Source organism: Paenibacillus amylolyticus (assembly GCF_003719335.1).
GTDB classification, from domain to species: Bacteria; Bacillota; Bacilli; order Paenibacillales; family Paenibacillaceae; genus Paenibacillus; species Paenibacillus amylolyticus_D.
The window spans coordinates 510165-536260 of sequence record NZ_RIAS01000002.1 but is presented as its reverse complement, the minus strand read 5'-3'; the positions used below and the strand labels follow the sequence as shown (position 1 = coordinate 536260).

22 protein-coding genes and 1 pseudogene are annotated in these 26096 nt (G+C 46.2%); 4 read left to right on the top strand and 19 right to left on the bottom strand.

The features are described 5' to 3' along the window. Positions 1-123: 123 nt before the first annotated feature. Complete coding sequence (locus tag EC604_RS06110; protein ID WP_123063273.1) at positions 124-1353, top strand: quaternary amine ABC transporter ATP-binding protein; 1230 nt, start codon at positions 124-126, stop codon at positions 1351-1353. Then, entirely contained in the window at positions 1319-3919 is a 2601-nt protein-coding gene (locus EC604_RS06105) for a glycine betaine ABC transporter substrate-binding protein (RefSeq protein ID WP_123063272.1), read from the top strand. The genes EC604_RS06110 and EC604_RS06105 overlap by 35 nt, the downstream gene beginning before the upstream one ends. Positions 3920-4147: 228 nt before the next feature. On the opposite strand, the gene EC604_RS06100 is transcribed toward EC604_RS06105, so the two are convergent. From EC604_RS06100 to EC604_RS06055, 10 genes and pseudogenes are all read right to left on the bottom strand, one after another. Continuing rightward, the gene (locus EC604_RS06100) at positions 4148-5119 is read right to left on the bottom strand and encodes an ABC transporter substrate-binding protein (protein WP_123063271.1); all 972 of its coding nucleotides are present in this window, start codon (positions 5117-5119) and stop codon (positions 4148-4150) included. 242 nt (positions 5120-5361) lie between these two features. Continuing rightward, positions 5362-6453: a copper amine oxidase N-terminal domain-containing protein gene (locus EC604_RS06095; protein ID WP_123063270.1), complete on the bottom strand. Its 1092-nt coding sequence runs from the start codon at positions 6451-6453 to the stop codon at positions 5362-5364. A 257-nt stretch (positions 6454-6710) separates the two neighbouring features. Continuing rightward, a pseudogene (locus EC604_RS30405) lies at positions 6711-6947 on the bottom strand (ABC transporter substrate-binding protein); the annotation flags it as partial. A 237-nt stretch (positions 6948-7184) separates the two neighbouring features. Then, complete coding sequence (locus tag EC604_RS06085; RefSeq protein WP_123063269.1) at positions 7185-9002, bottom strand: APC family permease; 1818 nt, start codon at positions 9000-9002, stop codon at positions 7185-7187. Between the two features lie 344 nt (positions 9003-9346). Beyond that, complete coding sequence (gene rhaD, locus EC604_RS06080; protein WP_123063268.1) at positions 9347-10192, bottom strand: rhamnulose-1-phosphate aldolase; 846 nt, start codon at positions 10190-10192, stop codon at positions 9347-9349. A gap of 334 nt (positions 10193-10526) precedes the next feature. Continuing rightward, on the bottom strand, positions 10527-11066 hold the full coding sequence (locus EC604_RS06075; RefSeq protein ID WP_123063267.1) for a GNAT family N-acetyltransferase: 540 nt from the start codon (positions 11064-11066) through the stop codon (positions 10527-10529). Between the two features lie 211 nt (positions 11067-11277). Further along, on the bottom strand, positions 11278-11559 hold the full coding sequence (locus EC604_RS06070) for a hypothetical protein (RefSeq protein WP_123063266.1): 282 nt from the start codon (positions 11557-11559) through the stop codon (positions 11278-11280). A 186-nt stretch (positions 11560-11745) separates the two neighbouring features. Then, positions 11746-12234 (bottom strand): DinB family protein, encoded by a 489-nt coding sequence (locus EC604_RS06065; protein WP_123063265.1) that lies wholly within the window; start codon positions 12232-12234, stop codon positions 11746-11748. Positions 12235-12266: 32 nt separating this feature from the next. Further along, positions 12267-13307, bottom strand: coding sequence for a helix-turn-helix domain-containing protein (locus EC604_RS06060; protein WP_240036678.1), 1041 nt, complete (start codon positions 13305-13307; stop codon positions 12267-12269). Positions 13308-13557: 250 nt separating this feature from the next. Next, positions 13558-14427 (bottom strand): AraC family transcriptional regulator, encoded by an 870-nt coding sequence (locus EC604_RS06055; RefSeq protein WP_240036677.1) that lies wholly within the window; start codon positions 14425-14427, stop codon positions 13558-13560. A 95-nt stretch (positions 14428-14522) separates the two neighbouring features. On the opposite strand from EC604_RS06055, the gene EC604_RS06050 reads away from it, so the two are divergent. Then, a complete protein-coding gene (locus EC604_RS06050) occupies positions 14523-17663 on the top strand; it encodes a glycoside hydrolase family 2 TIM barrel-domain containing protein (RefSeq protein ID WP_123063263.1) in 3141 nt (1046 codons plus the stop codon). Between the two features lie 274 nt (positions 17664-17937). Here EC604_RS06050 and EC604_RS06045 read toward each other — a convergent pair whose 3' ends face one another. From EC604_RS06045 to EC604_RS06005, 9 genes are all read right to left on the bottom strand, one after another. Further along, positions 17938-18174 carry a hypothetical protein gene (locus tag EC604_RS06045; protein WP_123063262.1) on the bottom strand — a complete coding sequence of 79 codons (237 nt, stop codon included), beginning with the start codon at positions 18172-18174 and terminating at the stop codon, positions 17938-17940. A 158-nt stretch (positions 18175-18332) separates the two neighbouring features. After that, the gene (gene groL / locus EC604_RS06040) at positions 18333-19964 is read right to left on the bottom strand and encodes a chaperonin GroEL (protein ID WP_090918203.1); all 1632 of its coding nucleotides are present in this window, start codon (positions 19962-19964) and stop codon (positions 18333-18335) included. Between the two features lie 74 nt (positions 19965-20038). Next, positions 20039-20320, bottom strand: a complete 282-nt coding sequence (gene groES, locus EC604_RS06035) for a co-chaperone GroES (protein ID WP_090918205.1) — start codon at positions 20318-20320, stop codon at positions 20039-20041. A 269-nt stretch (positions 20321-20589) separates the two neighbouring features. Then, positions 20590-20778 carry a hypothetical protein gene (locus tag EC604_RS06030; RefSeq protein ID WP_161556866.1) on the bottom strand — a complete coding sequence of 63 codons (189 nt, stop codon included), beginning with the start codon at positions 20776-20778 and terminating at the stop codon, positions 20590-20592. Positions 20779-20816: 38 nt separating this feature from the next. Continuing rightward, positions 20817-21599, bottom strand: coding sequence for a twin-arginine translocase subunit TatC (gene tatC, locus EC604_RS06025; protein ID WP_123063260.1), 783 nt, complete (start codon positions 21597-21599; stop codon positions 20817-20819). A gap of 79 nt (positions 21600-21678) precedes the next feature. Next, the gene (gene tatA, locus EC604_RS06020) at positions 21679-21927 is read right to left on the bottom strand and encodes a twin-arginine translocase TatA/TatE family subunit (RefSeq protein ID WP_123063259.1); all 249 of its coding nucleotides are present in this window, start codon (positions 21925-21927) and stop codon (positions 21679-21681) included. A 150-nt stretch (positions 21928-22077) separates the two neighbouring features. Then, a complete protein-coding gene (locus tag EC604_RS06015) occupies positions 22078-22563 on the bottom strand; it encodes a MogA/MoaB family molybdenum cofactor biosynthesis protein (RefSeq protein ID WP_017690080.1) in 486 nt (161 codons plus the stop codon). 37 nt (positions 22564-22600) lie between these two features. Further along, positions 22601-23104 carry a cyclic pyranopterin monophosphate synthase MoaC gene (gene moaC, locus EC604_RS06010; protein ID WP_275670032.1) on the bottom strand — a complete coding sequence of 168 codons (504 nt, stop codon included), beginning with the start codon at positions 23102-23104 and terminating at the stop codon, positions 22601-22603. Positions 23105-23119: 15 nt separating this feature from the next. Continuing rightward, positions 23120-23758: a 5-formyltetrahydrofolate cyclo-ligase gene (locus EC604_RS06005; RefSeq protein ID WP_123063258.1), complete on the bottom strand. Its 639-nt coding sequence runs from the start codon at positions 23756-23758 to the stop codon at positions 23120-23122. Between the two features lie 279 nt (positions 23759-24037). Between EC604_RS06005 and EC604_RS06000 the strand changes: the two genes are divergently transcribed. Continuing rightward, positions 24038-26002, top strand: a complete 1965-nt coding sequence (locus EC604_RS06000; RefSeq protein ID WP_123063257.1) for an ABC-F family ATP-binding cassette domain-containing protein — start codon at positions 24038-24040, stop codon at positions 26000-26002. Positions 26003-26096 lie beyond the last annotated feature (94 nt).

The window sequence follows — 26096 nt, the reverse complement described above, 5'->3', positions numbered from 1 at the left end:
TTACCCAGAAAGACGGGAAGCGAAGCAAAAATTACCGGATTTCGTGGCTGGGCGCACAAGTGTATGGGCTTGTGACTGCTAAAAGCCGTTCGAAGTGCACAACACATCAGAAGGGGTGAAAACATGACCATACTTGAAGTGAAAAACGTAAGTAAACTGTTTGGCCCCCAAACCGAGCAAGGTCTGGAATTACTGGAGCAAGGTTGGGGCAAAGAAAAGTTGGCCAAAGAAAAACAGATAACGGTTGGTGTCAATCGGGTCAACATGGAGATCAAAGAAGGTGAAATTTTCGTAATTATGGGCCTGTCCGGTAGTGGTAAGTCCACACTGGTTCGGATGTTCAATCGTCTGATTGAACCAACATCCGGAGAAATTTTGGTTCATGGCAAAGATTTGCGAAAAATGAACAAAGAACAATTGCGAGAAGTACGCCGGAAAACGATCAGCATGGTGTTCCAGAAGTTTGCGTTGTTTCCGCACCGCACTGTTCTTGATAATGTGGAATATGGTTTGGAAATTCAAAAGGTAGATAAGGAAGTTCGCCGTGAGAAAGCCAAGACCTCACTAGAACTCGTTGGCCTCAAAGGCTGGGAAGATAAAATGCCGGATGAGCTGAGCGGCGGGATGCAACAACGTGTCGGCCTCGCTCGCGCACTTGCGAATGACCCGGAAGTACTGCTGATGGACGAAGCTTTCAGTGCGCTTGATCCATTGATTCGTCGTGATATGCAAGATGAGTTGATTGAGCTTCAGGATAAAATGAAAAAGACGATTATTTTCATTACCCATGACTTGGACGAAGCGCTGCGCATCGGCGATCGGATTGCTCTTATGAAAGACGGCGCCGTTGTGCAGATCGGTACACCGGAGGAAATTATGATTCAACCGGCCAACTCATACGTGGCCCGCTTCGTCGAAGACGTGGACTTGTCCAAGGTCCTCACAGCATCACACGTTATGCGCCGTCCTGAAACCATTACAACCGATCGCGGTCCTCGTGTTGCTCTTGAGTTAATGCGTGAACGAGGCATATCGAACCTGTTTGTCATTGACCGCTCTAAAAAACTGCTGGGTGTCATTACAGCAGAAGACGCGACCCGTGCAATGCGCGAAAATAAAGTATTAAACGACATTCTCATTACAGATGGGCCGACAGTGTCACCTGAGACCCTGATTCATGAATTGTTTGAGATTGTAAGTTCAGCCCATGTGCCGCTTGCCGTTGTAAGCGAGACTGGCCGTCTGCAAGGTGTTATCGTTCGCGGTGCCCTGCTCGGTGCACTAAGCGGTGAAGTTGCAGAAAAGGAGGAAGCTCTGAATGATACCCAAAATACCACTAGCATCGTGGATTGAATCCATCGTTGACTGGATGAGCTCCTCGCTCTCCGGATTGTTTAAAGTGATCTCTGTCGTTATTCAGGATGTGGTTGGATTTTTCTCGGGGCTGTTTATGCTGCCTCATCCACTTCTGTTCATCGCCATATTAGGCGTACTAGCTTTTCTGGTAGGCAGGTTGCCACTTACTTTGTTTACCGTTATCGGGTTCCTGCTCGTGGATAACCTGGGCTACTGGTCCCAATCCATGGACACACTCGGACTGGTTATTACGTCAGGATTGATCTCAATTCTGCTCGGTGTGCCTGTTGGTATTTGGCTGGCATACAGTAAAACAGCCGCGCGCATTATCACGCCACTGCTGGACTTCATGCAGACGATGCCTGCATTCGTTTATCTGTTGCCAGCCGTTACGTTCTTCAGTCTCGGCGTTGTTCCCGGCGTTATTGCATCGGTGATCTTCGCTATCCCGCCAACCATTCGCCTGACTCACCTGGGGATTAAACAGGTTTCGAGCGAACTGGTTGAGGCAGCGGATGCTTTCGGATCAACTTCGGCTCAGAAATTGTTTAAGGTACAGCTTCCACTTGCCTTGCCTACGGTGATGTCCGGTATTAACCAGACAATCATGTTGTCCCTATCCATGGTTGTTATTGCATCCATGATCGGTGCACAGGGTATCGGTGCAGAAGTATACCGGGCTGTAACGCAGCTACAGATTGGTAAAGGATTTGAAGCTGGTCTTGCTGTCGTAGTTCTTGCCATCGTGCTTGACCGCTTTACGCAAAACCTGTTTATGCCTGGCCGCAAAAAAACTTCCCGTTTCTCCGCGAAACAAAAAGCTTGGATTACTGCGGCAGCAACACTCGTTGTGTTGGTCGCTGGCTTCTCTCAATACTTCACAGGCAGCACAACATCTGCTGGTGACAACAACGGGGCAGCCAATGCTGTAGGTAAGGAAGTGAACTATCAGATTATCGGTATCGATCCAGGTGCAGGCATTATGAAATCAACCGCCAAAGCCATCAAGGATTATAACTTGTCTGACTGGAATCTGATTGAAGGTTCGGGTGCCGCGATGACAGCTACACTCGACAAAGCCATCAAAAATGAACAACCGATTATCATCACTGGTTGGACTCCTCACTGGATGTTCAATAAGTATGATCTGAAATATTTAGAAGACCCGAAAAAATCGTTTGGTGATGCCGAAGAAATTCATACCATCGCTCGCAAAGGTCTGAAAGAAGATCATCCCGTTGCTTACGAATTCCTGAAGCGCTTTAAATGGACTTCCGATGAGATGGGTGAGATGATGATTGCCATTCAGGATGGTACGTCCCCTGAACAGGCTGCCAAAGATTATGCCGAGAAACATGCGGATCAGATTGACGAATGGACAAAAGGTCTGACACCGGTGGGCGGTGACGCGTTCAAACTGAGCTATGTTGCATGGGATTCTGAGATTGCGAGTACCAACTTGCTGAAATATGTCATGGAGAACAAACTGGGTTATAAAGTCAATGCACTTCAGGTAGAAGCCGGACCGATGTGGACGGGTGTGGCCTCAGGTGACGTAGATGCTTCTCCAGCAGCCTGGTTGCCACTGACACATGCAGACTACTGGGCACGTTACAAAGATCAGGTTGAGGATCTTGGAGCCAATATGACAGGTGTACGCACAGGTCTGGTTGTTCCTAAATATATGACGGACGTTAACTCGATTGAAGATTTGGAAACGGGTGCTTCAACTTCTGCTTCATCCTCTGAGCCTGCGGCAAATGCCAACGTTGGAGATGAAGTCAATCACCGGATTATCGGTATTGATCCAGGTGCCGGTATTATGAAATCCACCGGCAGTGCCATTGAAAAGTATGGCCTGACCGACTGGAATTTGGTAGAAGGGTCCGGCGCAGCCATGACGGCTACGCTGGACAAAGCTTACAAGAATAAAGAACCAATTATCATTACAGGCTGGACTCCGCATTGGATGTTCAACCAATATGATCTGAAATACTTGGAAGATCCAGATAAAGTCTATGGAGATGCCGAAGAAATTCATACGATCGCTCGTAAAGGTCTGAAGGAAGATCACCCGGTCGCTTATGAATTTCTGAAGCGCTTCAAGTGGAATTCCGATGAAATGGGCGAGATGATGATTGCCATTCAAGGCGGTACATCGCCTGAACAGGCTGCCAAAGCCTATGCCGAGAAACATGCCGATCAAATTGATGAATGGACAAAAGGTCTGACACCGGTGGGCGGCGACACTTTCAAACTAGGCTATGTTGCTTGGGACTCCGAGATTGCTAGTACAAATCTACTGAAATATGTAATGGAAACAAAACTCGGGTATAAAGTCAACGCATTACAAGTTGAAGCCGGACCGATGTGGACGGGTGTTGCGTCAGGCGACGTGGATGCTTCTCCGGCTGCATGGCTTCCTCTGACACATGCTGATTATTGGGCTAAATACAAGGATCAATTGGATGACCTTGGTGCCAATATGACAGGTGTAAAAACGGGGCTTGTTGTTCCAGCATACATGGATGTCAAATCTATAGCAGACTTAAAAGATAAATAAATCATTTCTTTTTCAATTATTCTTTGATGCATTAAGTTGAAGTTGATATTGTTCTTATAACGTTGTTCTTTCAATGAAAACCACCTATCTCGAATGTACGAGATAGGTGGTTTTCGTTAAACTAAAAAAAGAGACGAAAAGGACTTCTGTGCCTTCTTCGTCTCTTCTCTTATATCATTTTTATTATGAAAGGTTTACCCGGAATCCTTTTAGGTGTTAATCGCTTGATTATTTCCCTGTGCCAAGAAATCCTTCTTTGAAAATATTCAATACATAGTCGAGCGTAATCGGGTCGCTGTACGTCACCGCTTTGGTATCCAACTCGATAACCTGTTTGTTCTGAACGGCCGGAATTTTACTCCAGATTCCCGACTTCATAATCTCATTATCCCGGGTCATGTCTCTGCTGACCACGATGAAATCACCCATGTATTCCGGAAGAACTTCAAGTGACAAGGAATGATAGCCTTCTTTTAACGTATCATTCTTTACTTTTTCAGGCATATTCAGCTTCATCGCTTGGTACAGCGCTTCTGTTCCACGTGCCCAGTGATCCCCCATGGCAAAAACTTCTTTATCCGCAATTTCAATCGTGGACACTGTTACATTGTCACCATATTTAGCTTTAATCTCATTGCCGATCTCTCCGGCTCTTTTGGTGAAATCATCAATCCATGCTTGTGCTTCTGACTCTTTGTTTAGTACTTTGCCAATCTCCAGCTGCTGTTGCAGATAGTCGAGTTTACCCCATGTGTATACGATCGTTGGAGCAATTTTGGAAAGCTGTTCAAGATTTTTCATATGTGAACCTGCAATGATCAAATCTGGGTTCAAAGCGGAGACACTCTCCGGATCTTCTTCACTTACGATAGCAACATCTTTTAATTTATCCTTGAACAGCGGATTTTCTGCTGTCCACTTATCTACGCCCACTGGCGTTACATCCATAGAAAGGATATTGGGTCCGTTTGTCAAAGCCACGATACGTTGCGGTTTAGCCGGAATTTCCACAGGCCCTGTTTCGGATTGATACGTTATCGTATCCGAAGTATTCGCTGCTTCACTGCTTGTCCCTTCTGTTGCAGTTGCCTCTTGGTTGCCGTTGTCTGACGCACCGTTTGAAGCCCCGTTACCACATGCACTGGCAATTATCGTAAATAACATCAGTACGATAAACGGTAGAATCCATTTCTTTTTCATCTGTATAGTCTCCCCTAATCGTTAATGATAATCATTATCAATTTAATGAACGTGTTGATTATATGATATGAGTCGATAGCATGTCAATCATCTTTAATCGATTCGTTCGCAAAAAAAACAGCTTACAGACTTTTGCCTGTAAGCTGTTTATATAGTGAAGAAAATAACAAGTCATGAATTCAATTATCCTCACTTGTCTTCGTTAAAACAAATTTTATTTTCCGAAGACGATCAACAGATCCCTATTTTTGTAAATACTGATCAACATATTGTTCTGCGTTAATAGAGCCTATGGCAATCCAGTTAGCGTAGGTCTCTCCGAACATTTTATACAGTAATTCACTTGAATACAGACCACTTGTTTTTCCGAAAAAGAGGTATAGCTCCTTTACCGTATTCGTATGCTTTTTACCGTTCAGGTCTGTCCACTTTACCTTTTTGTTCAGGTCCACCTTACTGATGTCCTTCGTATGGATTTGTACAATCGATCCGTCGACTTTGAAGTATACAATAACACTCTTCTCATATGGATGACCTTTGAGAATACTCCAGCCTTTCATATCCCCTGTTGCCGGTACAGCATATAGTTTTCCTTTTTTAGTCGGTTTAGTCACTGTTGTACTGCTTTGTTTCTTTGGCTTTTCAATCTGGATATTCATTTTCCCTTGACCAATAGATACTTGCATCGTTTCGCCATTATTTTTTAATCCTGCTCCGAAAGCATCAGATAGCACTGAAGCAGGCATTAAAGTCACGCCATTCTCTACAAGAAGTGGAGACTTTAAAGTGAGAGAATTTCCATTCAAACTAGCCTTTGTACCTGATTTAGGCAAACTCACTTGCGTAGAACCAACTTTAATTTCAAAGAGACCCTGCTGAGCCAAATAATTGACACTGCCTCCCAAAGCTTGGACTACCTCTTTCATAGGAACAAATGTCACGCCATTTTTTAGATACCCCCCATCTATTGGATTGTCTAAGCTTCCTGAAATGATAACCGACTTTTCTATATTTTCAACCTTAACTGTAATTTTGGAAGAGCCAACTCCTAGAATTTTGACCATGCCATTGCTTAATACTTGAAGCAGGTGGGGATCACTAATAGTATAATCTGTTTTCGTAAGACCGACAGCTCTCTTATAATACGGATCATTGGCATCATGTAATGTGAATTCGTCATCATAAATAACATAGATATTCAAATTAAACTTATCTCCTACAGAAGCCGTAATGGCAGGATCGAGTTCAACATCCTTCACTTTTAAATCCTCTGCAAACACATTGGAACTAAATAAAAGCATAAAAAACATCGCAAGTAAACTCAGTTTCTTCATTCTTTCTTCTCCTTCACGTATGTTGTCTCTTTGCTTCTTCACTTCTTCAAATCATCTTTGTTTATTGGTAACTTTGCCTCCCTTCCTTACTATACATCTTTTTTCAGTATTTTTTTTAAAAATTCATCCTCTTTGTTAATCAATTACAAAAAAATGAATGCGGCATACAGCCCGCATTCATTTTCCCACTCGTCAACCCTACAAGTAATGAATTACTTCTTCACTGTGCTAGTGTACGGGGTGATTTTGTCTGTAATTTACTTTGCAGCTACATCAAGTGTTTCTTGTGACGTTCCTTGTCCATTCAACACCATTTCAATCGCTCCTTCGACAATTTGCCACGTGGCTGGAAAAACACCCATAACTACGCCGAATGTTGCTGTCGAATTGGCTGAGGCGTGCAATTAGTCGACTACTGTCTGGAACTGCGGATATTTCGTCATTTTATCCTTCAATACTTGCTGAACGTAAGCTAATGTCGTAATTGGGAAGTATTTGCTTCTACCAATTCCATTGTTAACATAATCATGATTCTGGTTTGAAGAAAGCACTTTACATAACATAGATAACATAGAAGCGTATTGCACATTACACAAACGTAAATAGACAAGAAAAACGCAAGGACACTCCACCCCGGAGTTTTCCTTGCGATAACATGATGTGTACATTCTATACTAAATATCACCGTACATCGATGAACCTTTTTTATATCGTTGCGGCCCATCCTCCCATTAACGATTCAGATGATACGGAACCGTCGTCACAATCACATCTTTGTAATTAATCAGATATGCCCGAATCATGAAGCTGGTCTGGTTATGCAGTACATTTTGCCACCAGTGTTTCGTAATAAATTGCGGAATCAGGATAGTGATATGGTCGGTTTCAGCTGTTTTCCATTCCACGGTATCAATGAACTTCTTCAGCGGACCCATAATGCTGCGGTACCTCGATTTGATCACGACCAGACGGACGCCCGGATTCCATTCTTCCCACTTTTGCTCCATCTTACGTATAGCCTCATCATCAAAGCCGATGTACAGGGCGACCACATGATCCGACATCGTCTGGGCGTAACTGATGGTATTCATCACCACCCGAGTAATGCCCGCCACCGGAATAACGATCGTATTGCCTTTCTTCGCCGGTTTATCCACCTGAATATCGATACGAAGTTCGTCCGCGATATTGCAGTAATGACTGCGAATGCGCATGAACACATAAACGACCAGTGGCAGGAAGATAAAGATAACCCATGTCTGCGTGAACTTGGTGAAAATAAAAATCAGCGTAATGGACAACGTAGTCAGCATACCGATTGTATTCACCAGCAGTTTTGTTTTCCAGCCAGACGGCTTGATTTTAATCCAGCGTATCATCATGCCGAGCTGGGACAATGTGAATGGAATGAACACCCCGACCGCATAGAGCGGAATCAGGTTTCCGGTATCCCCTTTAAATCCAACGACCAGAAGTGCCGACATGACGCTGAGAAAAATAATCCCGTTCGAGAAGCCTAGACGGTCTCCTCGCACCATGAACATATGTGGCATATATTTATCCTTAGCCATCATGAAGGACAACAGCGGGAAGGCGGAGTATGCCGTATTCGCCGCGAGGAACAAGATCAGAGCCGTAACTCCCTGGATGATAAAATACATCCATCCTCTGCCAAATGTTGCTTCGGCAATCTGGGAAATGACCGTTGCTTTGGGATCAGGCTTGATCCCGTATCCAAAGGCTAACAGCGTGATACCAATGAACATGGCGCCAAGGATACATCCCATCAGCAGCAGCGTCCCGGCAGCATTTTTCTCCGCAGGCTGTTTGAAGTTCGGAATGGCGTTACTAACTGCCTCAACCCCGGTCAATGCCGAGCATCCAGAGCTGAACGCTTTAAGCAGCAGGAAGATGCTAACATGCGACAAACTTGTTCCAAACTCCGGAGCCGCGGCATGCATGCCACCAGCCATAAACTTGATACCACCCGAAATAATGAGAATGGCAATCGAAAAGATAAACAGGTAAATAGGGATTGCCAGCACCGAAGCTGACTCCGTAACCCCCCGCAAGTTCATAACGGTCAGAAACACAATCATAATAAGCGCAATAATGACACTATAGTCATGCAGTACAGGAAAAGCGGATGTGATCGCATCCGTACCTGCGGACGAACTTACCGCCACGGTCAGGATATAATCGACTAACAATGAACCTCCGGCAATCAAGCTCGGTGTGGTGCCCAGGTTATCCTTGGCTACGATATACGCGCCGCCCCCTGTAGGATAAGCAAATATGGTCTGGCGATACGAAAAAATTAAAATGACGAGCAATCCCAGCACGGCGATAGAAATCGGAACCGAGTACCATAGGGCTGCGAATCCCGCCGCAACCAGCACCAGCAAAATCTGTTCCGTACCGTAGGCCACGGATGATAAAGCATCGGAGGACAGAATGGCGAGCGCCTTCCATTTCCCCAATTTTTCTGCATCCAATTCAGCCGACTTCATTGGCTTGCCGATTAAGATTCTCTTCATTTTGCCAAGCATGATCATAACTTCCTTCCATCTCTTGTCTATAAGCTTCTTTGCTTCTCATCTGGATAACAATGTCTGTTCTTATCTATGAAGCATAGTTATTATGCAAAATCGCAGAGCCATTGACAATACGTCATTTCACCCGAAAATCGCCAGCGCGTGATAATGCATTCTACGATTCAATATTTGATAACAAAGCCATTCTTATTCGGCAATTTGAACGTTTTTGAGCGAAAACGACGATTGTTTGCCTGAAAAAAGAAAATGGCCTTCGGTTCAGAGAACCTAAAGCCATGTTTACTATTTCATATGATCAGGGTCATATAACATATTTGTCATATGTAGCTTGTTTGCAATTAACTTTGAATAATACCGGGACGAGGAATTACGTCAAATTGCTCTGCCAGGGCCCGAAGCTGCTCATCCGTTATCCGCTGCCGAATATCATGACCCGCCACAAGCATATACACTTGTGCTGCTTTCTCGATGGTCTCAATCAGACCAAACGCTTCGTCGATGGTTGTGCCTGTTCCGAAGATGCCGTGCTGCGGCCAGATGACCGCGTGATACTCCTGCATTTTCTCCGCAGTTGCGCGGCCGATTTCATTCGAACCGGGCATCATCCAAGGTATGATCCCAACGCCATCTGGAAATACCACCACACATTCAGTGCACATCTGCCAGAGTGTCTTGGTAAACTTGGCCTCATCCAGCTCATGGATGAAGGTCATGGCAAGTACATGTGTCGCGTGGTTGTGCATGACCACCCGGTGATTCGGGTCTTTTTTCAACCGTTCAATATGGCTCATAAAATGGGTCGGCAGTTCACTTGTCGGGTTCGCACCACCATTCAGTCCCCATAATACCTCCAGCTCCTGGCCATCCGCAGATACACGCAGTACACCCAGATTGCCTTCCGGGTCTGCCAGCACGTTTTTGAAATATTTGCCCGATGCCGTAACAATCAAATACTGTCCCGCCAGCTCTTGCACGGAAAAGGCAGGTGTGATGGTGCGGATCACCCGATGAATATCAATGTACGGTGCAACCTCTTCCTCTTTCAGTAGATAGCTGACATTCCCGCCATTACGCTCATCCCATCCGTTCTTCCACATATGCTGCGTAATCTCTGCCATCTCGCGTACAAAAGGAATATCGAATCCGGCAGGTCGTAATCTTTCGGTATGAAGGGTCACGTTCATGTTTATCCTCTCCTATGTTCAAGTATAAAGTTGGGCTGTCACGATCAAGGTAAGTTCCTTTTTTCACATTCATTATACCTTTGTTTTTGTTTGTTAGTCAATAATAAACAAAGATAATTATTTTATTTATTTTTGTTTATCTTTATTTTTTTTATAAAATGTCGAAAACAAGCAAAAAAATACCCCACCGTCGCCCGGCAGGGTCAGTCACACATCTATTTAACACGAGAAGGGGTTTACAAGGATTATCTTATCCTTCCCACCTTAATAGAAGCTGAATGTGAAATAAAAAATACATGAAAACGACTCGCGATATCATACTTTAAAATGTTACTCAGTGGACAGTACTGTTTTTCCGTAACCTATAGAAGGGTTTCATCATACCTGTTGCTTCATCCCGCCGCTCGTGCATTTGTTCAAATCCCAGTTGGCTCAAAATGTGACACGCCGCTTCATTATCCGGATGATGACTGCCCACCAGCGTCGCTACCTTTAACTTGTCAAAAGCGTACCGCACAGCGCCTTGTGCTGCTTCCTGTGCATATCCTTGTCCCCAGTGACCCCGAGTCAGCAGGAAACCAAGCTCATAGATGTTCTCCTCTGGATCATAGGGGCAAAGACCGCAACAGCCGATGAAGACATCTGAATCTTTTCGAAAAAGGGGCCAGTACTGCACCCCCTCCTGCTTCTCACGCTCGATTTCCTGAGTTAGCCTCGCCTCAACTTCCTCTTCGCTCAGAACCTCTTTGCCATTAACCCACCGGGTCACTTCGTGATCACCCCAGAGCGCAAACGCGAGGGCACGATCACCTTCGTCCCATGTCGTAAATACAAGTCGTTCCGTTTCCAATATTTTCGCTCGCTTACGGTTCATATTCTATCAACCTCCCGAATTACAGGCACGATCTCAACGTGCGGTTTATACTATTCCATTAATCGTGTACGGTTCAGGGTAAACTCTCAGGCCCCAACATTTTTATGTAGTTTGATATGCTTCCTCTTACAATCATCTGGTTGAAATGGTTAAAAAGACCTCTGCCGACCCGGTCGGCAGAGGTTCATACGTTCTACTATCATCCGATAGATTACGCCAAAGCAACTTCAATCGTACCGGAAGCAGCACCTCCCTGGTTCGCCAACAACGCGAAGACCAGCACCTGACTTGCAGTAATGCTCAAACTGCTGTTCACCGGAACAACATAAGTGACAACTGGAGCATTTACACGAGTGATGACGAGAGATACCGGAAACGGACCATTGTTGTTCACCGTAACACTTGCATTGGCGCCGCCAGACAGGTTTTCATAGTAGGATTTCCCTACACCCGCTGGCAGATTGTAGAACTGTAATGGTAAAAGGATGGCCATCAAAATCACCTCCTTTTTGCTTTGATACGGTATTCTATGTCTGAAATCTAGTAAAGCCACGGTGAATAGACCGTGGTAGAACGTACATTTATAGCTTACATGCAAGTTTAATAGATACCGTATCCCGCAATAAACCAAAAAAAGCCCCACCGAATGATCCGGCGGAGCTGCTTGTCCAAGAACAAACTATGCATACAGCATAAAAAAGTTCAATTCGTGACCTTGCTGTTTGAGGTAATTATAGAGCTGTGAGCGATGGTGGAACACATGTGTGAGCGTTTCGATCTGCCATTGCACCTGCAGGTGTCCATGCTCTGCGTAGAAAGCTTTGGTAGAGCGGTTCAAAAAGTCCTCTTCGCTGAGACTTGTGATATATGCTTTGTACGCCTCAAAATTACTCCATAATGTCTTCTCCAGTTGCACAATATCCTGGTTTCCAGATAAACGGTTCTCCACTTGACCTACTTCAGCTTCACCTTTCTCTTGCATAATGACAAGATCCGAAGCCGTAATCTGGATAAAATGATGCACCAGTTCCACGAGGGAACGCATATTGTCCTGCGGACGATACGCCCAGTCCTCTGGACGAATTAGCCGAATTAACGAAGCCCCTGTGCGCACGCCTGTTTCCAGTTCCGTTAACAGATGTTCCCGAATTTGCAACGTTCCATTCATGATTCATTACTCCTTTGTGATAAGTCTATGATTCATAGTATAACGGAAGATACTGCCGCATCATTGTACTTTTCGGACAACATCTGTTGATGTTCCTGGACAGCAACTAGTGGTGTATCGCCGTAAAATTTGCGGAATTGCCTGATCAGATGTGCCTGATCGTAAAAACCATACGTCTGTGCCAGTTCAGCTCCGTCAGTAGCTCGACCTTTACGGATACCATGCAACACTTGATGGAAACGAACAATTTCACTAAAACGCTTGGGACTGATCCCAACTTGTTCGGTCAATTTGCGATGCAGCTGACGTTCACTGACGGCTTCTCCCTGGGCAAGGTCTCGTATACTCAAGCGACCATTATCCTTGAAGATCCGGTAGAGCACATTACGAAGCAAATCCTGATCAGCATGATGATGAATCGGGCTGCTACGCAGGGTCACTCGTCGGAGGTAAGACTCCATCACCTGCACACGCTGGGCAAAATCCCTCGTTTCCTCCATCTTCAATTGCAGCTCGTCCCATCGGTCTGGCCAGCAGTCTTCCAGTGGTACACGACGGTCTGTAAACAAATCCAGTGACTGACCGTGTAGAAAAGGAGCTCCCCCCGGAAAAAAGCGAACCCCAAACGTATAGGCTCCCGCCGGAGGCGCTGTCAACGATAACGGAAAAGCAAAAGGCTGCATATAATTGCCACAATAGCTATACGTATACCTTTCTTGCTCTGGATTATAATCGATCAGGATGTCAGTGCAACCATCTGGTAACACCCGGGCAGAGGCCGGAAATTTCAACATTAAGTCATTGACCTTAATGTACATGTCCATTCCATCTATGCCATACTTGCCGTATTCCATATGTTCCCGAGTTCCTGACTCCCAATAACAGGCTACATAAGGTGTAAGCACAGGGGAAGGACTATTCTCTATATAGTATGTACGGGGGTCCATTCCATTCATCTGTACTGGACGATACAATGCGTGCAGACGAGCGTCCATGCACTTCCCTGCCTTCCCATCATTATTGTGAAAATAGAGCTTCATCCGATCGGTATCTCTCAGTATCTCTTGGTTCACATTATATTATTATGCTCATTCTTCTCTCTCATCATATCATGAGTATGATCGCTCAGCTAAACATAAAAAAAGTGCCCTGCTCGGAGGACAATCCGAACAGGGCCAGTCACACATCTATTTAACACGAGAAGGGGTTTACAAGATTTATATTAGTCTCTCAACCTTAAGAGAAACTGAAATCCAGATGAAGAACAGATCAAAAAATGAACGAAGAACGAATGATACATGTGTTAGACATAGCTACTCGTTTTCAGCCTAAACCATGCAGTTTGCGAAATTTTTCGGGACTCATGCCCGTATGTCGTTTAAATATCGTACAGAAATAACTCGCATTTTCATATCCTACCCGGTCGGCCACTTCATAAATTCGGAGCTCCCGCTCACTGAACATCAGCTGTTTGCTGCGATTGATTCGTTCCTGGTTGACGTAGAACACAGGTCTGACACGAAGTGCTTTCTGAAACAACCGACATAGATATTGAGGGGATACGACAGCTACATCCGACAGCTCTTTCAGCGACAAAGGCTGATCCAAGTGCTCTTTAATGTAACGCAGCACGGGTTTCAGACGTTCCATCTCGTCATTATCGTTGTCCGACACAATAAGCAAAGGCTTCAAATCCAGAAGCAAGCCATACAGATGTTTGGAACTGTCCCGATCATCGGCAGCATTCATCGTATCCCCTGTACCTTCCCCCCTTACAAGCAACAGTTCCAGAGCGTTCAGCAGTTCGGGTTTTCTAAGCTTATATACTCCTGAACTGGTGATTCCCGCATAGGCCAGTAGCTGACTTGCCTCCCGCCCCTGAAAGGATACCCACGCCAGTTCCCATTGACCCGTAATAGGTCTATACTCATGCGGAATGTCGGGGTAGGTGATAAACACTTCCCCTGGGCCAACGATATATTCTCCTTCACCCTCTATAATCAGCCTGCCTTGTCCCTGAATGACCTGATGAATCTGGTAATCGGGAAAGCCTTCCGGGCGCTCCGTTTCAAATTGATGTTCCCAATACCCAACGGTTGTCATATAGACTGGCAGACGTGCGGCTTCGTCTGTTTTACCAAAAAAGATTCGTGTATTCATGCGGTACACCACGCTCTCCAGTTTTAGTTTCATATTGTGATATATATGGGCAATATTCTTTATTTTCTAAGTACCTGATCAATTCTATACTGTGAATATATTATAACATGATCAAAGGAGCTGCTGATATGCGAAAGAAACTCGTGCACACCCCTCCGGCTAACGGATATCCAGAATGGAATAATAATCCTGAGACATTTCAGGTCAATAGGTTGCCAGCCCATGCCAATATGATAGCGTTCCCAACGATAGAAGAAGCCTTGTCCAATGAATTCACTTCGTCCCCTTGGTATCAGACTTTGAATGGTTCATGGAAGTTCAGCTTTGCCGAAACGCCAGAACAGCGCATTACTTCTTTTTACGAAACCAGCTATGATGCCAGCAACTGGGATGACATCGCTGTCCCATCCAACTGGCAGTTGCAGGGCTATGATTACCCTCACTACACGAACATGACGTATCCTTGGGTGGAGCGCGAGCCTGAGTTAAAACCACCTTTTGCACCAGCAACCTATAATCCTGTCGGTTCCTATATTCGCACGTTCACAGTCCCTGCGGACTGGAAAGACCGTCCGGTCTTGTTGCACTTTGAAGGCGTTGAATCTGCCTTCTATGTGTGGGTGAATGGGGAGCTTGTTGGTTACAGTGAGGACACCTTCACACCTGCGGAATTTGATATCACGGCATACCTGACAGAAGGCGAGAACAAGCTCGCGGTTGAAGTTTATCGCTGGTGTGATGCAAGCTGGCTGGAAAATCAGGATTTCTGGCGTCTTAGCGGTATTTTCCGTGGAGTATATCTGCACTCGCCTTCACCGGTTCAAATCGCTGATTTCTTCGTTCGTACGGAACTGGATGAGGCTTTTCAGAATGCAGAACTGCAGCTGGATGTGAAGCTCTTCAATCATAACGCCGGACAGCATGTAGACGGCTTGACGGTTCAAGCGCAGCTTTATGATGGGGAGCAGAAGCTTGTTCTGAATCAGCCGCTTGCGGCAGAGGTTTCTTTTAATAATGAAGAAGAAGTGACGTTACATCTCTCTGATTCAGTTGCGAACCCGCTCTTGTGGAGTGCTGAAACACCTAACCTATACACACTGGTGCTGTCCATCCAGAATACGTCGGGCGAAACGGTGGAGGCTGTGCGTACCCGTGTCGGCTTCCGCAGATTTGGGATCAAGGACGGCTTGATGAAAATTAACGGCAAACGCATCGTGTTCAAGGGTGTCAATCGCCATGAATTCTCGCCGGATTCAGGACGGGCCATCGGCCGTGAGGATATGATTCGTGATATCGAGCTGATGAAAGCCTATAATGTCAACGCTGTGCGCACATCGCACTATCCGAACCAGACGCTCTGGTATGAGCTGTGTGACGAATACGGACTGTATGTCATTGATGAAACCAATCTGGAGACACATGGTACATGGTACTATGGGCAAAAAGAAATGAACGACGACAACATCCCGGCAAGCAAGCCGGAATGGCGCGACAACGTCATTGATCGCTGTAATTCGATGTTCCAACGGGATAAAAACCATGCGTCCATCATCATCTGGTCGCTTGGTAATGAATCGTTTGGCGGCGATAACTTTATCGCGATGTACGACTATCTGAAACAAGCCGATCCAACAAGACTCGTTCATTATGAAGGCACGTATCACTACCGCCCTTCCGATTCGGCGAGCGATATTGAGTCCACGATGTATATCAGCCCGAATGATATTGAACAGTATGCACGTATGAAAGGGGACAAAAAACCTTATATCATCTGTGAATACAGCCATGCGATGGGCAACTCCTGTGGCGGACTGCACCTGTACTGGGAAATGTTTGATAAATATGAGATTTTACAAGGAGCATTTATCTGGGACTGGGTGGATCAATCCATCCGTACCAAGACAGCAGACGGTGTAGAATATCTCGCTTACGGTGGAGATTTTGGCGAGTCTCCGCATGACGGCAACTTCTGCGGTAACGGGCTCATTTTGGCAGATAAAACCGTTACACCTAAGCTGGAAGAAGTGAAAAAATGTTATCAGAACGTCCGCATGCAGGCACTTAATCTGCAAACCGGGCTGATTCGCATCACGAATCATTTCCTGTTCACGGATCTGAACGAATATGCACTCGCCTGGACGTTGTCCCATAACGGTGTACCTGTGGAAAAAGGGCATCTGGACATTGCTGCACAGCCTGCTGAATCCGTTGAAGTTCATATCCCTTACACACCATCTTCCGACCTGTACACAGAAGCTGTTCTTACTGTCTCTCTGGAAACCAAGAAGGCTACGAAGTGGGCGGAAGCAGGACATGAGATTGGTTGGGAGCAATTCGTCGTATCTCCTCGTCTGCGTGCAATTCAGCAACCTGCTGCGGGAGCAAGTGACGCGCTTCAAGTCGAAGAACTGCAAACGGGTGAATTGAAAGTGAATGCGGGTGAAGTTTCCGTAAGCTTTAGTTTGGTTACTGGCGCACTTACTTCCTATCAGATTAACTCTCAGGAGCAGTTACTGGCACCTGCTCGTGCGAACTTCTGGCGTGCGATGACCGATAACGATCTGGGTAACAAGCTGAATGAACGTGCTGCCTTCTGGCGGGATGCTCATGCGACGAACAAACTGATTCGTTTTGAACATCACACGGATGCGCAGGGTTGTCATGTGACAACGGACTATACGTGGGACGCTAGTCCGGGAAGTACGCTATCCATCACCTATCACATCAAACCGAATAGCGAGCTTGAAATCAGTCAAACCCTCGTTCCAGGAGTGGGGCTGCCTGAACTGCCTGAATTCGGCATGTTGTTTGAATTAAAAGATAGTCTGGATACGATCTCCTGGTACGGCAGAGGGCCGCATGACAACTACATCGACCGTCTGACCAGTGCACGCCTCGGCTATTACACCGGAGCCGTTCGTGATCAGTTCGTGCCTTACCTGAAACCACAGGAATGTGGTAACAAAACGGATGTACGTTATGCGGAGCTTACATCTGCTGTAGGCGGAGATTCTGAAAAGAGTACTATCGGATTGCATTTTGAAGCCAACGCACCGTTTGAAATTAATGCACTGCCATGGTCGCCTGAAGAACTGGAAGCGAACGACCACGTCTACAAATTGCCAGTAAGTTCACGTACCATCGCCCGCATCAACTACATGCAGATGGGTGTTGGCGGTGACGACAGCTGGAGTGCACGTACACATCCGGAGTACACACTGCAAGCGAACCGTCCGTATCACTTCACGTTTACGGTAAAGCCTGTATAGAGCTCCCGCTCCATTCAGCTTAATTCTTAGGTTCAATCCTCGTAACAAACACCAAAAATCCCTGTTAGCATGATGCTGACAGGGATTTTTGTGATGAAGATCGTTAGTGCAAAACAACCTATAATAAAAAAAGGAGAGCTACAGCCGTACCGTATCCCTCCTTTACTAAAAATCAAACTTACTAAAAATCAAAACTACTCAAACGTTACGCTCTCACTAAACAATCCCGTATCAATATTGGAAGCAGTGATAGAAATAATGAAACACCTTACAGTTATCTCGTATAACGTTCGATATCATCTTCCGCCAACTCGTGAACTCTTTTGTGATACTCTTCATGCTGATGAACATCATTTTTTAGCTTAGCCAAGAACCCCCAACCTGTAAAAAACATGAGCAGTACAGCAATCAACGCATAAGCAAAACTAAATAGATTCATATAGAAATTCACAAAGATCGCGGCCAATATGAAACCCAGAATCCACAATACCCACTTTGTACTTTTTCTCATCGCTGTCCCTCCTTTCTCAGTTGATATCATTTACTCTATCTTACTCTATGTATCCTCATACATACGTTCAAAAAGAATTACGGTTGTGCTAAAAAAGAAAAAAGCTCCCTTTCGGGAGCCTTTCCTCTATCGGCATAACAAAGGATTTTACACCTTTATTACATCATGCCGCCCATACCACCCATGCCGCCCATGTCAGGAGCGCCAGCAGCGCCTGCAGGTTCTGGCTTGTCAGCGATAACCGCTTCAGTTGTCAGGAACATTGCTGCTACGGAAGCCGCGTTTTGCAGTGCATAACGTGTTACTTTCGCAGGGTCAACGATACCCGCTTCGATCATGTTAACCCACTCGCCAGTTGCAGCGTTGAAACCTACGCCAACTTGCTCTTTTTTCAGACGTTCCACGATTACGGAACCTTCTTCACCAGCGTTAGCAGCGATTGTGCGGATTGGCGCTTCCAGAGCTTTCAGTACGATGTTCACACCTGTTTGCTCGTCGCCGGACAATGCTACACCAGCAACAGCATGATATACGTTCAGAAGCGCAGTACCACCACCGGATACAATACCTTCTTCAACCGCAGCGCGAGTTGCGTTCAAGGCATCTTCGATACGCAGTTTGCGTTCTTTCAATTCAGTTTCAGTTGCCGCACCGACTTTGATTACCGCTACGCCGCCGGACAATTTAGCCAGACGCTCTTGCAGTTTCTCTTTGTCGAACTCGGAAGTTGTTTCTTCCAATTGTGTACGGATTTGGCTAACACGTGCATCGATATCGGATTTGTTACCAGCACCGTCAACGATGATTGTGTTTTCTTTCGTAACACGGATTTGACGAGCTGTACCCAATTGTTCCACAACTGCGGATTTCAGGTCCAGACCCAGTTCTTCCGTAATTACTTGGCCACCAGTCAAGGCAGCGATATCTTGCAGCATTGCTTTACGACGGTCACCGAATCCTGGAGCTTTAACCGCTACAGCATTGAATGTACCACGCAGTTTGTTCACAACCAGCATCGCCAGAGCTTCGCCTTCGATATCTTCAGCGATCAATACGAGCGGTTTGCCTTGTTGAACGATTTTCTCAAGCAATGGCAGGATGTCCTGTGTGCTGGAGATTTTTTTGTCTGTGATCAAGATGTACGGGTTATCCAGAACTGCTTCCATTTTGTCCGTATCTGTGATCATATATGGAGAGATGTATCCGCGGTCGAATTGCATACCTTCAACCACTTCCAGCTCAGTAGCGAATCCACGGGATTCTTCTACCGTGATAACGCCGTCTTTACCTACTTTTTCCATAGCTTCAGCGATCAGTTCGCCTACTTCTTCGTCAGCTGCAGAGATTGCCGCTACTTGTGCGATGGATTGTTTAGTCTCAACCGGTTTGGAGATGGATTGCAGTTCAGCAACCGCAGCTTTAACCGCTTTGTCGATCCCTTTACGGATACCGATTGGGCTAGCGCCTGCAGTTACGTTTTTCAAACCTTCTGTAATCAGGGCTTGAGCAAGTACTGTTGCAGTAGTTGTACCGTCACCGGCAACATCGTTTGTTTTCGTTGCTACTTCTTTAACCAGCTGAGCACCCATGTTCTCGAATGCATCTTCCAGTTCGATTTCTTTTGCAATGGTTACACCGTCATTCGTGATGAGCGGGCTTCCGAATTTTTTCTCCAGAACCACGTTACGGCCTTTTGGTCCGAGCGTTACTTTGACTGCGTTAGCCAATGCATCCACACCACGAAGCATGGAGCGACGAGCGTCTTCACTGAATTTAATGTCTTTAGCCATTTAAGAAAACCTCCCTAGTATATTGTGTAAAATGATACTGCTATATGGTTCGGTTAACCGATTAAAATTTGAGATTAGTCGAGAATCGCGTGAATGTCGCTCTCTTTCATAATCAAATATTCTTTACCTTCGAATTTGATTTCTGTACCGGCATATTTGGAGAAAATAACGCGATCTCCTTCTTTCACTTCCAGAGCTACACGTACGCCGTCTTTCAATGCACCCGCACCAACTGCAATGATTTTACCCTCTTGCGGTTTTTCTTTGGCGGAGTCCGGAAGTACGATCCCGAAAGAAGTCGTTTGCTCTTGCTCCAGTGGTTCTACCAATACGCGTTCACCTAAAGGTCTGATCATGAAAAATAGCCTCCTTTTAAAATTATATAGCCTTGCATTTGTAGGTTGCAGCCATATGTATTAGCACTCGACAGTGTTTAGTGCTAACAACCAACTTTATGATACTCAACTTGAAGCATGATTTCAAGTCTTTTTGATGAATTCTTGCGAGAATTTACGTTGAATTTACATCCATACAGCTTGACACTAATATCCATTAAGCCAAATCACGCCTGGTACAGCTGGATGAATGTTACATTCATGCCTTCTATTTTACGAGATTCATTGCCTTAGATGCAAACTTCACCCCGCATCCCCTTTTCCATTGTATCCATTGACCCGTATAATATGCCTGCATGTCCTGATCTCTTCTCATCTTCCAATGGAACTAGAAGACCCGGAGCAGAATAACACATCTTCCCCGGGTCTTCTAGCGAGTAGATTCGTTCTCCACCCGCACTCCATTTTTTTTGATGCACCAGCATCCTCACTCCAAATACATAAATTACACACTTCTCTACCCTGCATGCTGATTGTCGTCGGCCCGCACATAGCGAGCTTCAATCTCCTGATCGGCTGCAAGCTGCTTGCGATACACAATTGCAGATAGAAACACACTGATCTCATACAAGAGCAACAGCGGAATCATGACGAGCAGATCAGATATGAAATCCGGCGGCGTAATGACCACTGCAACAAAAATCAGCACGAAATAAGAAATTTTGCGCATTTTACGCAGACGAATCGGGTTCAAAATGCGCAGCCCTGTCAAGAACATAATGAGCAGCGGCAACTCAAACAACAGGGATACCGGCAACACAATACCGAACAGAAAGCTAAAGTACTGCTTCATGCCGTATGTCTCGACAAGTCCCATTTTCTCCGTGATCGTTGTTGTGAACGCAAGCGCCATTGGAAAAACAACATAATACGAAAAAGCGACACCCACCAGAAACAGTAGAAATACGTAAGGTACATACTTCAAAGATGCTTTACGCTCTTGAGGCCGCAGACCAGGACTAACAAACTTCCAAATCTGATATACCGTAAAGGGCAACGTAATGATAATGGAAAAGAGTCCAGCAATCTTCATATAGATACCAATACCGTCCCAGAACGAGAACGCATGCAGTACAAAGCCTTTGGCCGTCTCCGCCTTCGTCAAGTAATGATAAACCGGGTCTGCCACAAAAAAACCTGCAATCAGTCCCAAAATAAAAATGCTTAATACATAAATCAGCCGCTTGCGCAGCTCGCTTAGATGTTCCGAAAGCGTCATTTCAACATTTTGCTGCGTCATGCCTGCCTCCCCTGGAATTTCAGCTTTAAAATACAAAACCCTTCCGGCAGGAAGGGATGTCTCTTTCGTTGCATGAACCTTATTCCGGCAGGCGTTTATCCACAGGTTTCTCAGCAGCCGTTGTATCTGCTGTTACCGGTTTCGCTTTTTCCTGCTCTTTCCGGCTGGAAGCATCATCGTCCGAAATAATATCACGCGCGCCTTCCTTGAACTCACGGAACGTACGTCCGACAGCCCGTCCCAATTCCGGCAACTTGTTAGGCCCAAACAACAGCAATGCAATCACGGCCAGCAAAATAAATCCTGTTGGTCCAATCGAACTTAACATTGATCTTCCTCCTTGTTTCAAGCGTTCAACATGCGGATATCCGAAGATATGTTCATCAGATGTCTTAACTGCATTTGGATTTATGCCCATCATACCACAGATGTAACCACTTACATAACCCGTAAATGTGATAACTGTGCTTTATTTCCCTTATTGCTTGAATTGGCCCGTTACCATCAGGAGCGCTTCCGGAAGCTGATCCATAATGGCTGCCAGATGTTCGTGAACCCCCTTCGGCGTACCGGGCAGATTCACAATCAGCGTACGGCCGCGAATTCCGCACACCCCGCGAAATAACATCGCTGAGCGATTTTTGCTCATCACACTATATCTCATCGCCTCCGCCATGCCGGGAACTTCACGTTCAATCACTCGTCTGGTCGCTTCAGGCGTAATATCCCGAATGGCCAGCTCCGTACCGCCCGTTGTTAATACGAGATCCGCGTGAAAATAATCGGTCATCTCGATTAAGGCTGCAATAATCTCATCCGGTTCGTCAGGAACGATCCGATACTCCACGATCTGACCACCCAGTTCTTCCTCTACAAGTTCCCGTATCACCTGCGCACTTGTATCCTCACGTTCTCCACGGGCCCCTTTGTCACTGGCTGTCAGGATTGCTGTTCTCCACACCATAAAGATCACCCTTCTCCTCTATGAAAATAAATATCCGTTATCGGCTGAAATCACCGTTTTTACCGCCGCTCTTCGACAGCAACATCGTTGGGCCGATGATCATGTCTTTTTGCATCGCCTTGCACATGTCATATACCGTAAGTGCCGCAGCCGAGGCCGCCGTGAGCGCCTCCATCTCAACACCTGTTTTGCCTTCTGTCTTGACAGTTGCTTGGATATGGAGTTCGTCCACGCCGTTATCATGGAAACGAATATCCACCCCATTCAGTGCAAGCGGATGACACATTGGTATCCAATCAGACGTTTTTTTCGCCCCTTGAATACCGGCAATCTGAGCAACCGCCAGCACATCACCTTTTCCAATACGGCCTTGGCGGATCGCTTCCAGTGTCTCCGGGTTCATCGTGACTTTCGTTACAGCGACAGCGGTACGTACCGTTACATCTTTACCCGATATATCCACCATCCGGGCTCGTCCCTGTTCATTAAAATGAGTCAGCTTCCCACTGGAAGAACGACCTTGGTTTACTTCTGAGTTCAATCACATCACAACCCTTTATTCGATATGTAATATACCTTCGGGTGTTATCAACAGATCCAGCCGCAGATCTAGCGGGTCCATCGGAATGTCCGGCTCCAACTGGCCAGGTAATACCAAAGCAGCCATGAGAGGTCCTTTACCTTGCTTAGCACAATGGTTCTCAAGACAAGCTGCAAACCGGTCGTAATAACCGCCACCGTATCCGATCCGTCCTCCTCGAAGGTCGTAACCCAGTCCCGGTACCAGCACCAGATCCAAAGCCGGCCAATCCTCGGGCTGCAACACTTCACAAGACGCCTTAGGTTCAGGTATGCCCCAAACGCCTGGTTCAATATCCTCCTGGCTCGTCACTCGTCGGAGTTCCATTCGTGGCGGATCAGCGAGCACTTTTGGCGCTAGCAACATATCCCCTTGCTTCCACCCCTCTTCAAAAAGAAAAGCGGTGGAAGCCTCACTGCCATAAGAGAGGTAGCTGAAAATAACCAGCGGCTCACGCTTTTGCCTGTTCTTGCTTAGCCGCAGGCGATCCAGTTCACGCTTCAGTCCGTCATTTATTCGCATGCTGGCTTGCTGACGCATATGCTCGTCCAAACGATCACGTAGCTGTCTAAGCCGGGAGCGAAGATGCTTCTTCTGTTCCGCTTGATCCTGCATAATGCTGACGAACCTCCTGTTGATGTGGAAGGTAAAAAAATAAATTTAAGCCATTGCGCTTATATGTTAAGACAAGATGTCATCTGGATGATCAGGTTCAAATGATTCATTTTCTGCAAAATCCTCATGGTATAACATGCCTTCTTTCAGTTTATCACTGATTGACCAAAAAGACTACAAGCCATAGCCGTTCCCAATCGGTGCATTTGCTCTGTATTTCATGTAAACTGAGAAGTAAGTGTCTATTTCAGAACTCGACCTATGGAGGAACTTAATTCTATGTTGCTGCAAGTATCCGGAATTATTAAACGTTTTGGTGTCGATCCAATCCTGGACGGCGTGAACTTACAAATATTAGAACGTGAGCGCATCGGCCTGGTTGGCGTTAACGGTGCAGGGAAATCCACTTTGCTCAAAATCATCGCTGGAGAGATGTCCTATGACGGCGGACAAATCTTCAAATCCAAAGAAACAACGCTTGGTTACCTCGCCCAGAACAGCGGTCTGCAGTCGAGTCGCAGCATCTGGGAAGAAATGATGCATGTCTTTGCACATCTGACCCAGACCGAAGCTGAACTGAGACAGATGGAGCATGATATTGCCGACCCTGCACTAATGGAAAATGAAAAGCAATATGCTGATCTGCTGGAACGCTATGCCAGACGCTCGGACTGGTTCAAGGACCATGGCGGTTACGAGATGGAAACGCGCATTCGCAGCGTACTGCATGGTATGGGTTTTGGTGAATTCTCCCCAGACACCCCCATCAGCACACTCAGCGGCGGTCAGAAGACCAGGCTCGCATTAGCTCGCATTCTGTTACAAGCTCCAGATCTGCTCATGCTGGACGAGCCTACCAACTATCTGGACATCGCAACCTTGACATGGCTGGAAGATTATTTGAGAGGATACTCGGGCGCACTATTAGTCGTATCCCATGACCGGTACTTCCTGGACAGACTCGTAACGACCATCGTTGAAATCGAACGTCATCGCTCCAAAAAATATACGGGCAATTACAGCCGTTATATGGAGCTGAAGGCAGCCGAGTATGAGATTCAGATGAAACAATACGAGAAACAACAGGATGAAATCTCCAAGATGGAGGACTTTGTGCAAAAGAACATCGTACGCGCTTCAACGACGAAGCGTGCCCAGAGTCGCCGCAAAGCACTGGAGAAGATGGATCGTCTGGATAAACCACTCGGCGATCTCAAGAAAGCCCATTTTTCGTTTGAGACCGCTGTGATGTCTGGCAAGGAAGTCCTGCGTGTTGATCAGTTATCCGTTGCATACGAGGAGGGTTCACCTCTGTTCCGCAATGTGTCCTTTGATCTGCGACGCGGCGAAACGGTTGCTCTGATCGGGCCTAACGGAATCGGAAAATCAACGATGCTGAAATGTCTGACCGGAAGTCTTCGGCCTGCGCAGGGTGACATTCAGTGGGGCACCAAAGTACAGATCGGTTATTATGACCAGGAGCAGACTGGACTGAATCCGTCCAACACGGTGCTCGAAGAACTGTGGAGCGCTTATCCGGGCATGGAAGAAGCGCGCATTCGAACCGTACTCGGTAACTTTTTGTTCAGCGGTGATGATGTGCTCAAAAAAATATCCTCGCTCAGCGGCGGAGAGAAGGCTCGTGTGTCTCTGTCCAAACTCATGCTGAAGGAAGCCAACGTGCTTATTCTCGATGAACCGACGAACCATCTCGACCTCTTCGCCAAAGAAGTGCTGGAAGCCGCTTTAATGGATTACGAAGGAACGTTGCTCTTTATCTCCCATGACCGGTACTTCCTCAACAAGATGGCGGAACGGATCGTTGAGCTTCATCCTGGAGGCACCGAGCAATACCTCGGTAACTATGACGATTATGTGGAAAAAAAGCAGGAATTAGAGGACATTGCACGTGAGGCCGCCGAGGCTCGCCTGGCCTCTTCCAAATCCGCTTCTTCCGCAGCAGCAAGTGCCAGTTCAGCAACAACCGAAAAATCTGGCGCCGCTTCCTTTGAAGCAGATAAACAAGCCAAGCGTGAAGAACGAAACAGACAGCGCAGACAGGAAGCTCTGGAACAGCGGATTGCCGAATTGGAGTCCGAGATCACTTCGCTTGAAGAACAGATGGCTCTGCCAGAAGTGTATCAGGATTATATGAAACTGCAGGAGTTGCAGCAGTCGTCGGAGGAGCACAAAACACAGCTTGCAAAAGCTTATGAAGAATGGGAAACACTGGCGATGGACTAAGCTATGATTGCGGGTGATGATCCTGACTGTGAGTCTACATCATAACTTTAGGAACTTGAGTTATAGCCTACGATAACGCATGAGATTGATGTAG

What these genes read in the sequence shown, in the direction of transcription:
- EC604_RS06065 (WP_123063265.1), bottom strand. Translation starts at nt 12,234, where the DNA reads ATGAATGGAACGTTGCAAATTCGGGAACATCTGTTAACGGAACTGGAA.
- rhaD (WP_123063268.1), bottom strand. Translation starts at nt 10,192, where the DNA reads ATGAACGTGACCCTTCATACCGAAAGATTACGACCTGCCGGATTCGAT.
- EC604_RS06000 (WP_123063257.1), top strand. Translation starts at nt 24,038, where the DNA reads ATGTTGCTGCAAGTATCCGGAATTATTAAACGTTTTGGTGTCGATCCA.
- groL (WP_090918203.1), bottom strand. Translation starts at nt 19,964, where the DNA reads ATGGCTAAAGACATTAAATTCAGTGAAGACGCTCGTCGCTCCATGCTT.
- EC604_RS06105 (WP_123063272.1), top strand. Translation starts at nt 1,319, where the DNA reads ATGATACCCAAAATACCACTAGCATCGTGGATTGAATCCATCGTTGAC.
- EC604_RS06050 (WP_123063263.1), top strand. Translation starts at nt 14,523, where the DNA reads ATGCGAAAGAAACTCGTGCACACCCCTCCGGCTAACGGATATCCAGAA.
- EC604_RS06045 (WP_123063262.1), bottom strand. Translation starts at nt 18,174, where the DNA reads ATGAGAAAAAGTACAAAGTGGGTATTGTGGATTCTGGGTTTCATATTG.
- tatA (WP_123063259.1), bottom strand. Translation starts at nt 21,927, where the DNA reads ATGTTAAGTTCGATTGGACCAACAGGATTTATTTTGCTGGCCGTGATT.
- EC604_RS06075 (WP_123063267.1), bottom strand. Translation starts at nt 11,066, where the DNA reads ATGAACCGTAAGCGAGCGAAAATATTGGAAACGGAACGACTTGTATTT.
- groES (WP_090918205.1), bottom strand. Translation starts at nt 20,320, where the DNA reads ATGATCAGACCTTTAGGTGAACGCGTATTGGTAGAACCACTGGAGCAA.
- EC604_RS06005 (WP_123063258.1), bottom strand. Translation starts at nt 23,758, where the DNA reads ATGCAGGATCAAGCGGAACAGAAGAAGCATCTTCGCTCCCGGCTTAGA.
- EC604_RS06015 (WP_017690080.1), bottom strand. Translation starts at nt 22,563, where the DNA reads ATGGTGTGGAGAACAGCAATCCTGACAGCCAGTGACAAAGGGGCCCGT.
- EC604_RS06095 (WP_123063270.1), bottom strand. Translation starts at nt 6,453, where the DNA reads ATGAAGAAACTGAGTTTACTTGCGATGTTTTTTATGCTTTTATTTAGT.
- tatC (WP_123063260.1), bottom strand. Translation starts at nt 21,599, where the DNA reads ATGACGCAGCAAAATGTTGAAATGACGCTTTCGGAACATCTAAGCGAG.
- EC604_RS06070 (WP_123063266.1), bottom strand. Translation starts at nt 11,559, where the DNA reads ATGGCCATCCTTTTACCATTACAGTTCTACAATCTGCCAGCGGGTGTA.
- EC604_RS06055 (WP_240036677.1), bottom strand. Translation starts at nt 14,427, where the DNA reads ATGAAACTAAAACTGGAGAGCGTGGTGTACCGCATGAATACACGAATC.
- EC604_RS06110 (WP_123063273.1), top strand. Translation starts at nt 124, where the DNA reads ATGACCATACTTGAAGTGAAAAACGTAAGTAAACTGTTTGGCCCCCAA.
- EC604_RS06085 (WP_123063269.1), bottom strand. Translation starts at nt 9,002, where the DNA reads ATGCTTGGCAAAATGAAGAGAATCTTAATCGGCAAGCCAATGAAGTCG.
- EC604_RS06100 (WP_123063271.1), bottom strand. Translation starts at nt 5,119, where the DNA reads ATGAAAAAGAAATGGATTCTACCGTTTATCGTACTGATGTTATTTACG.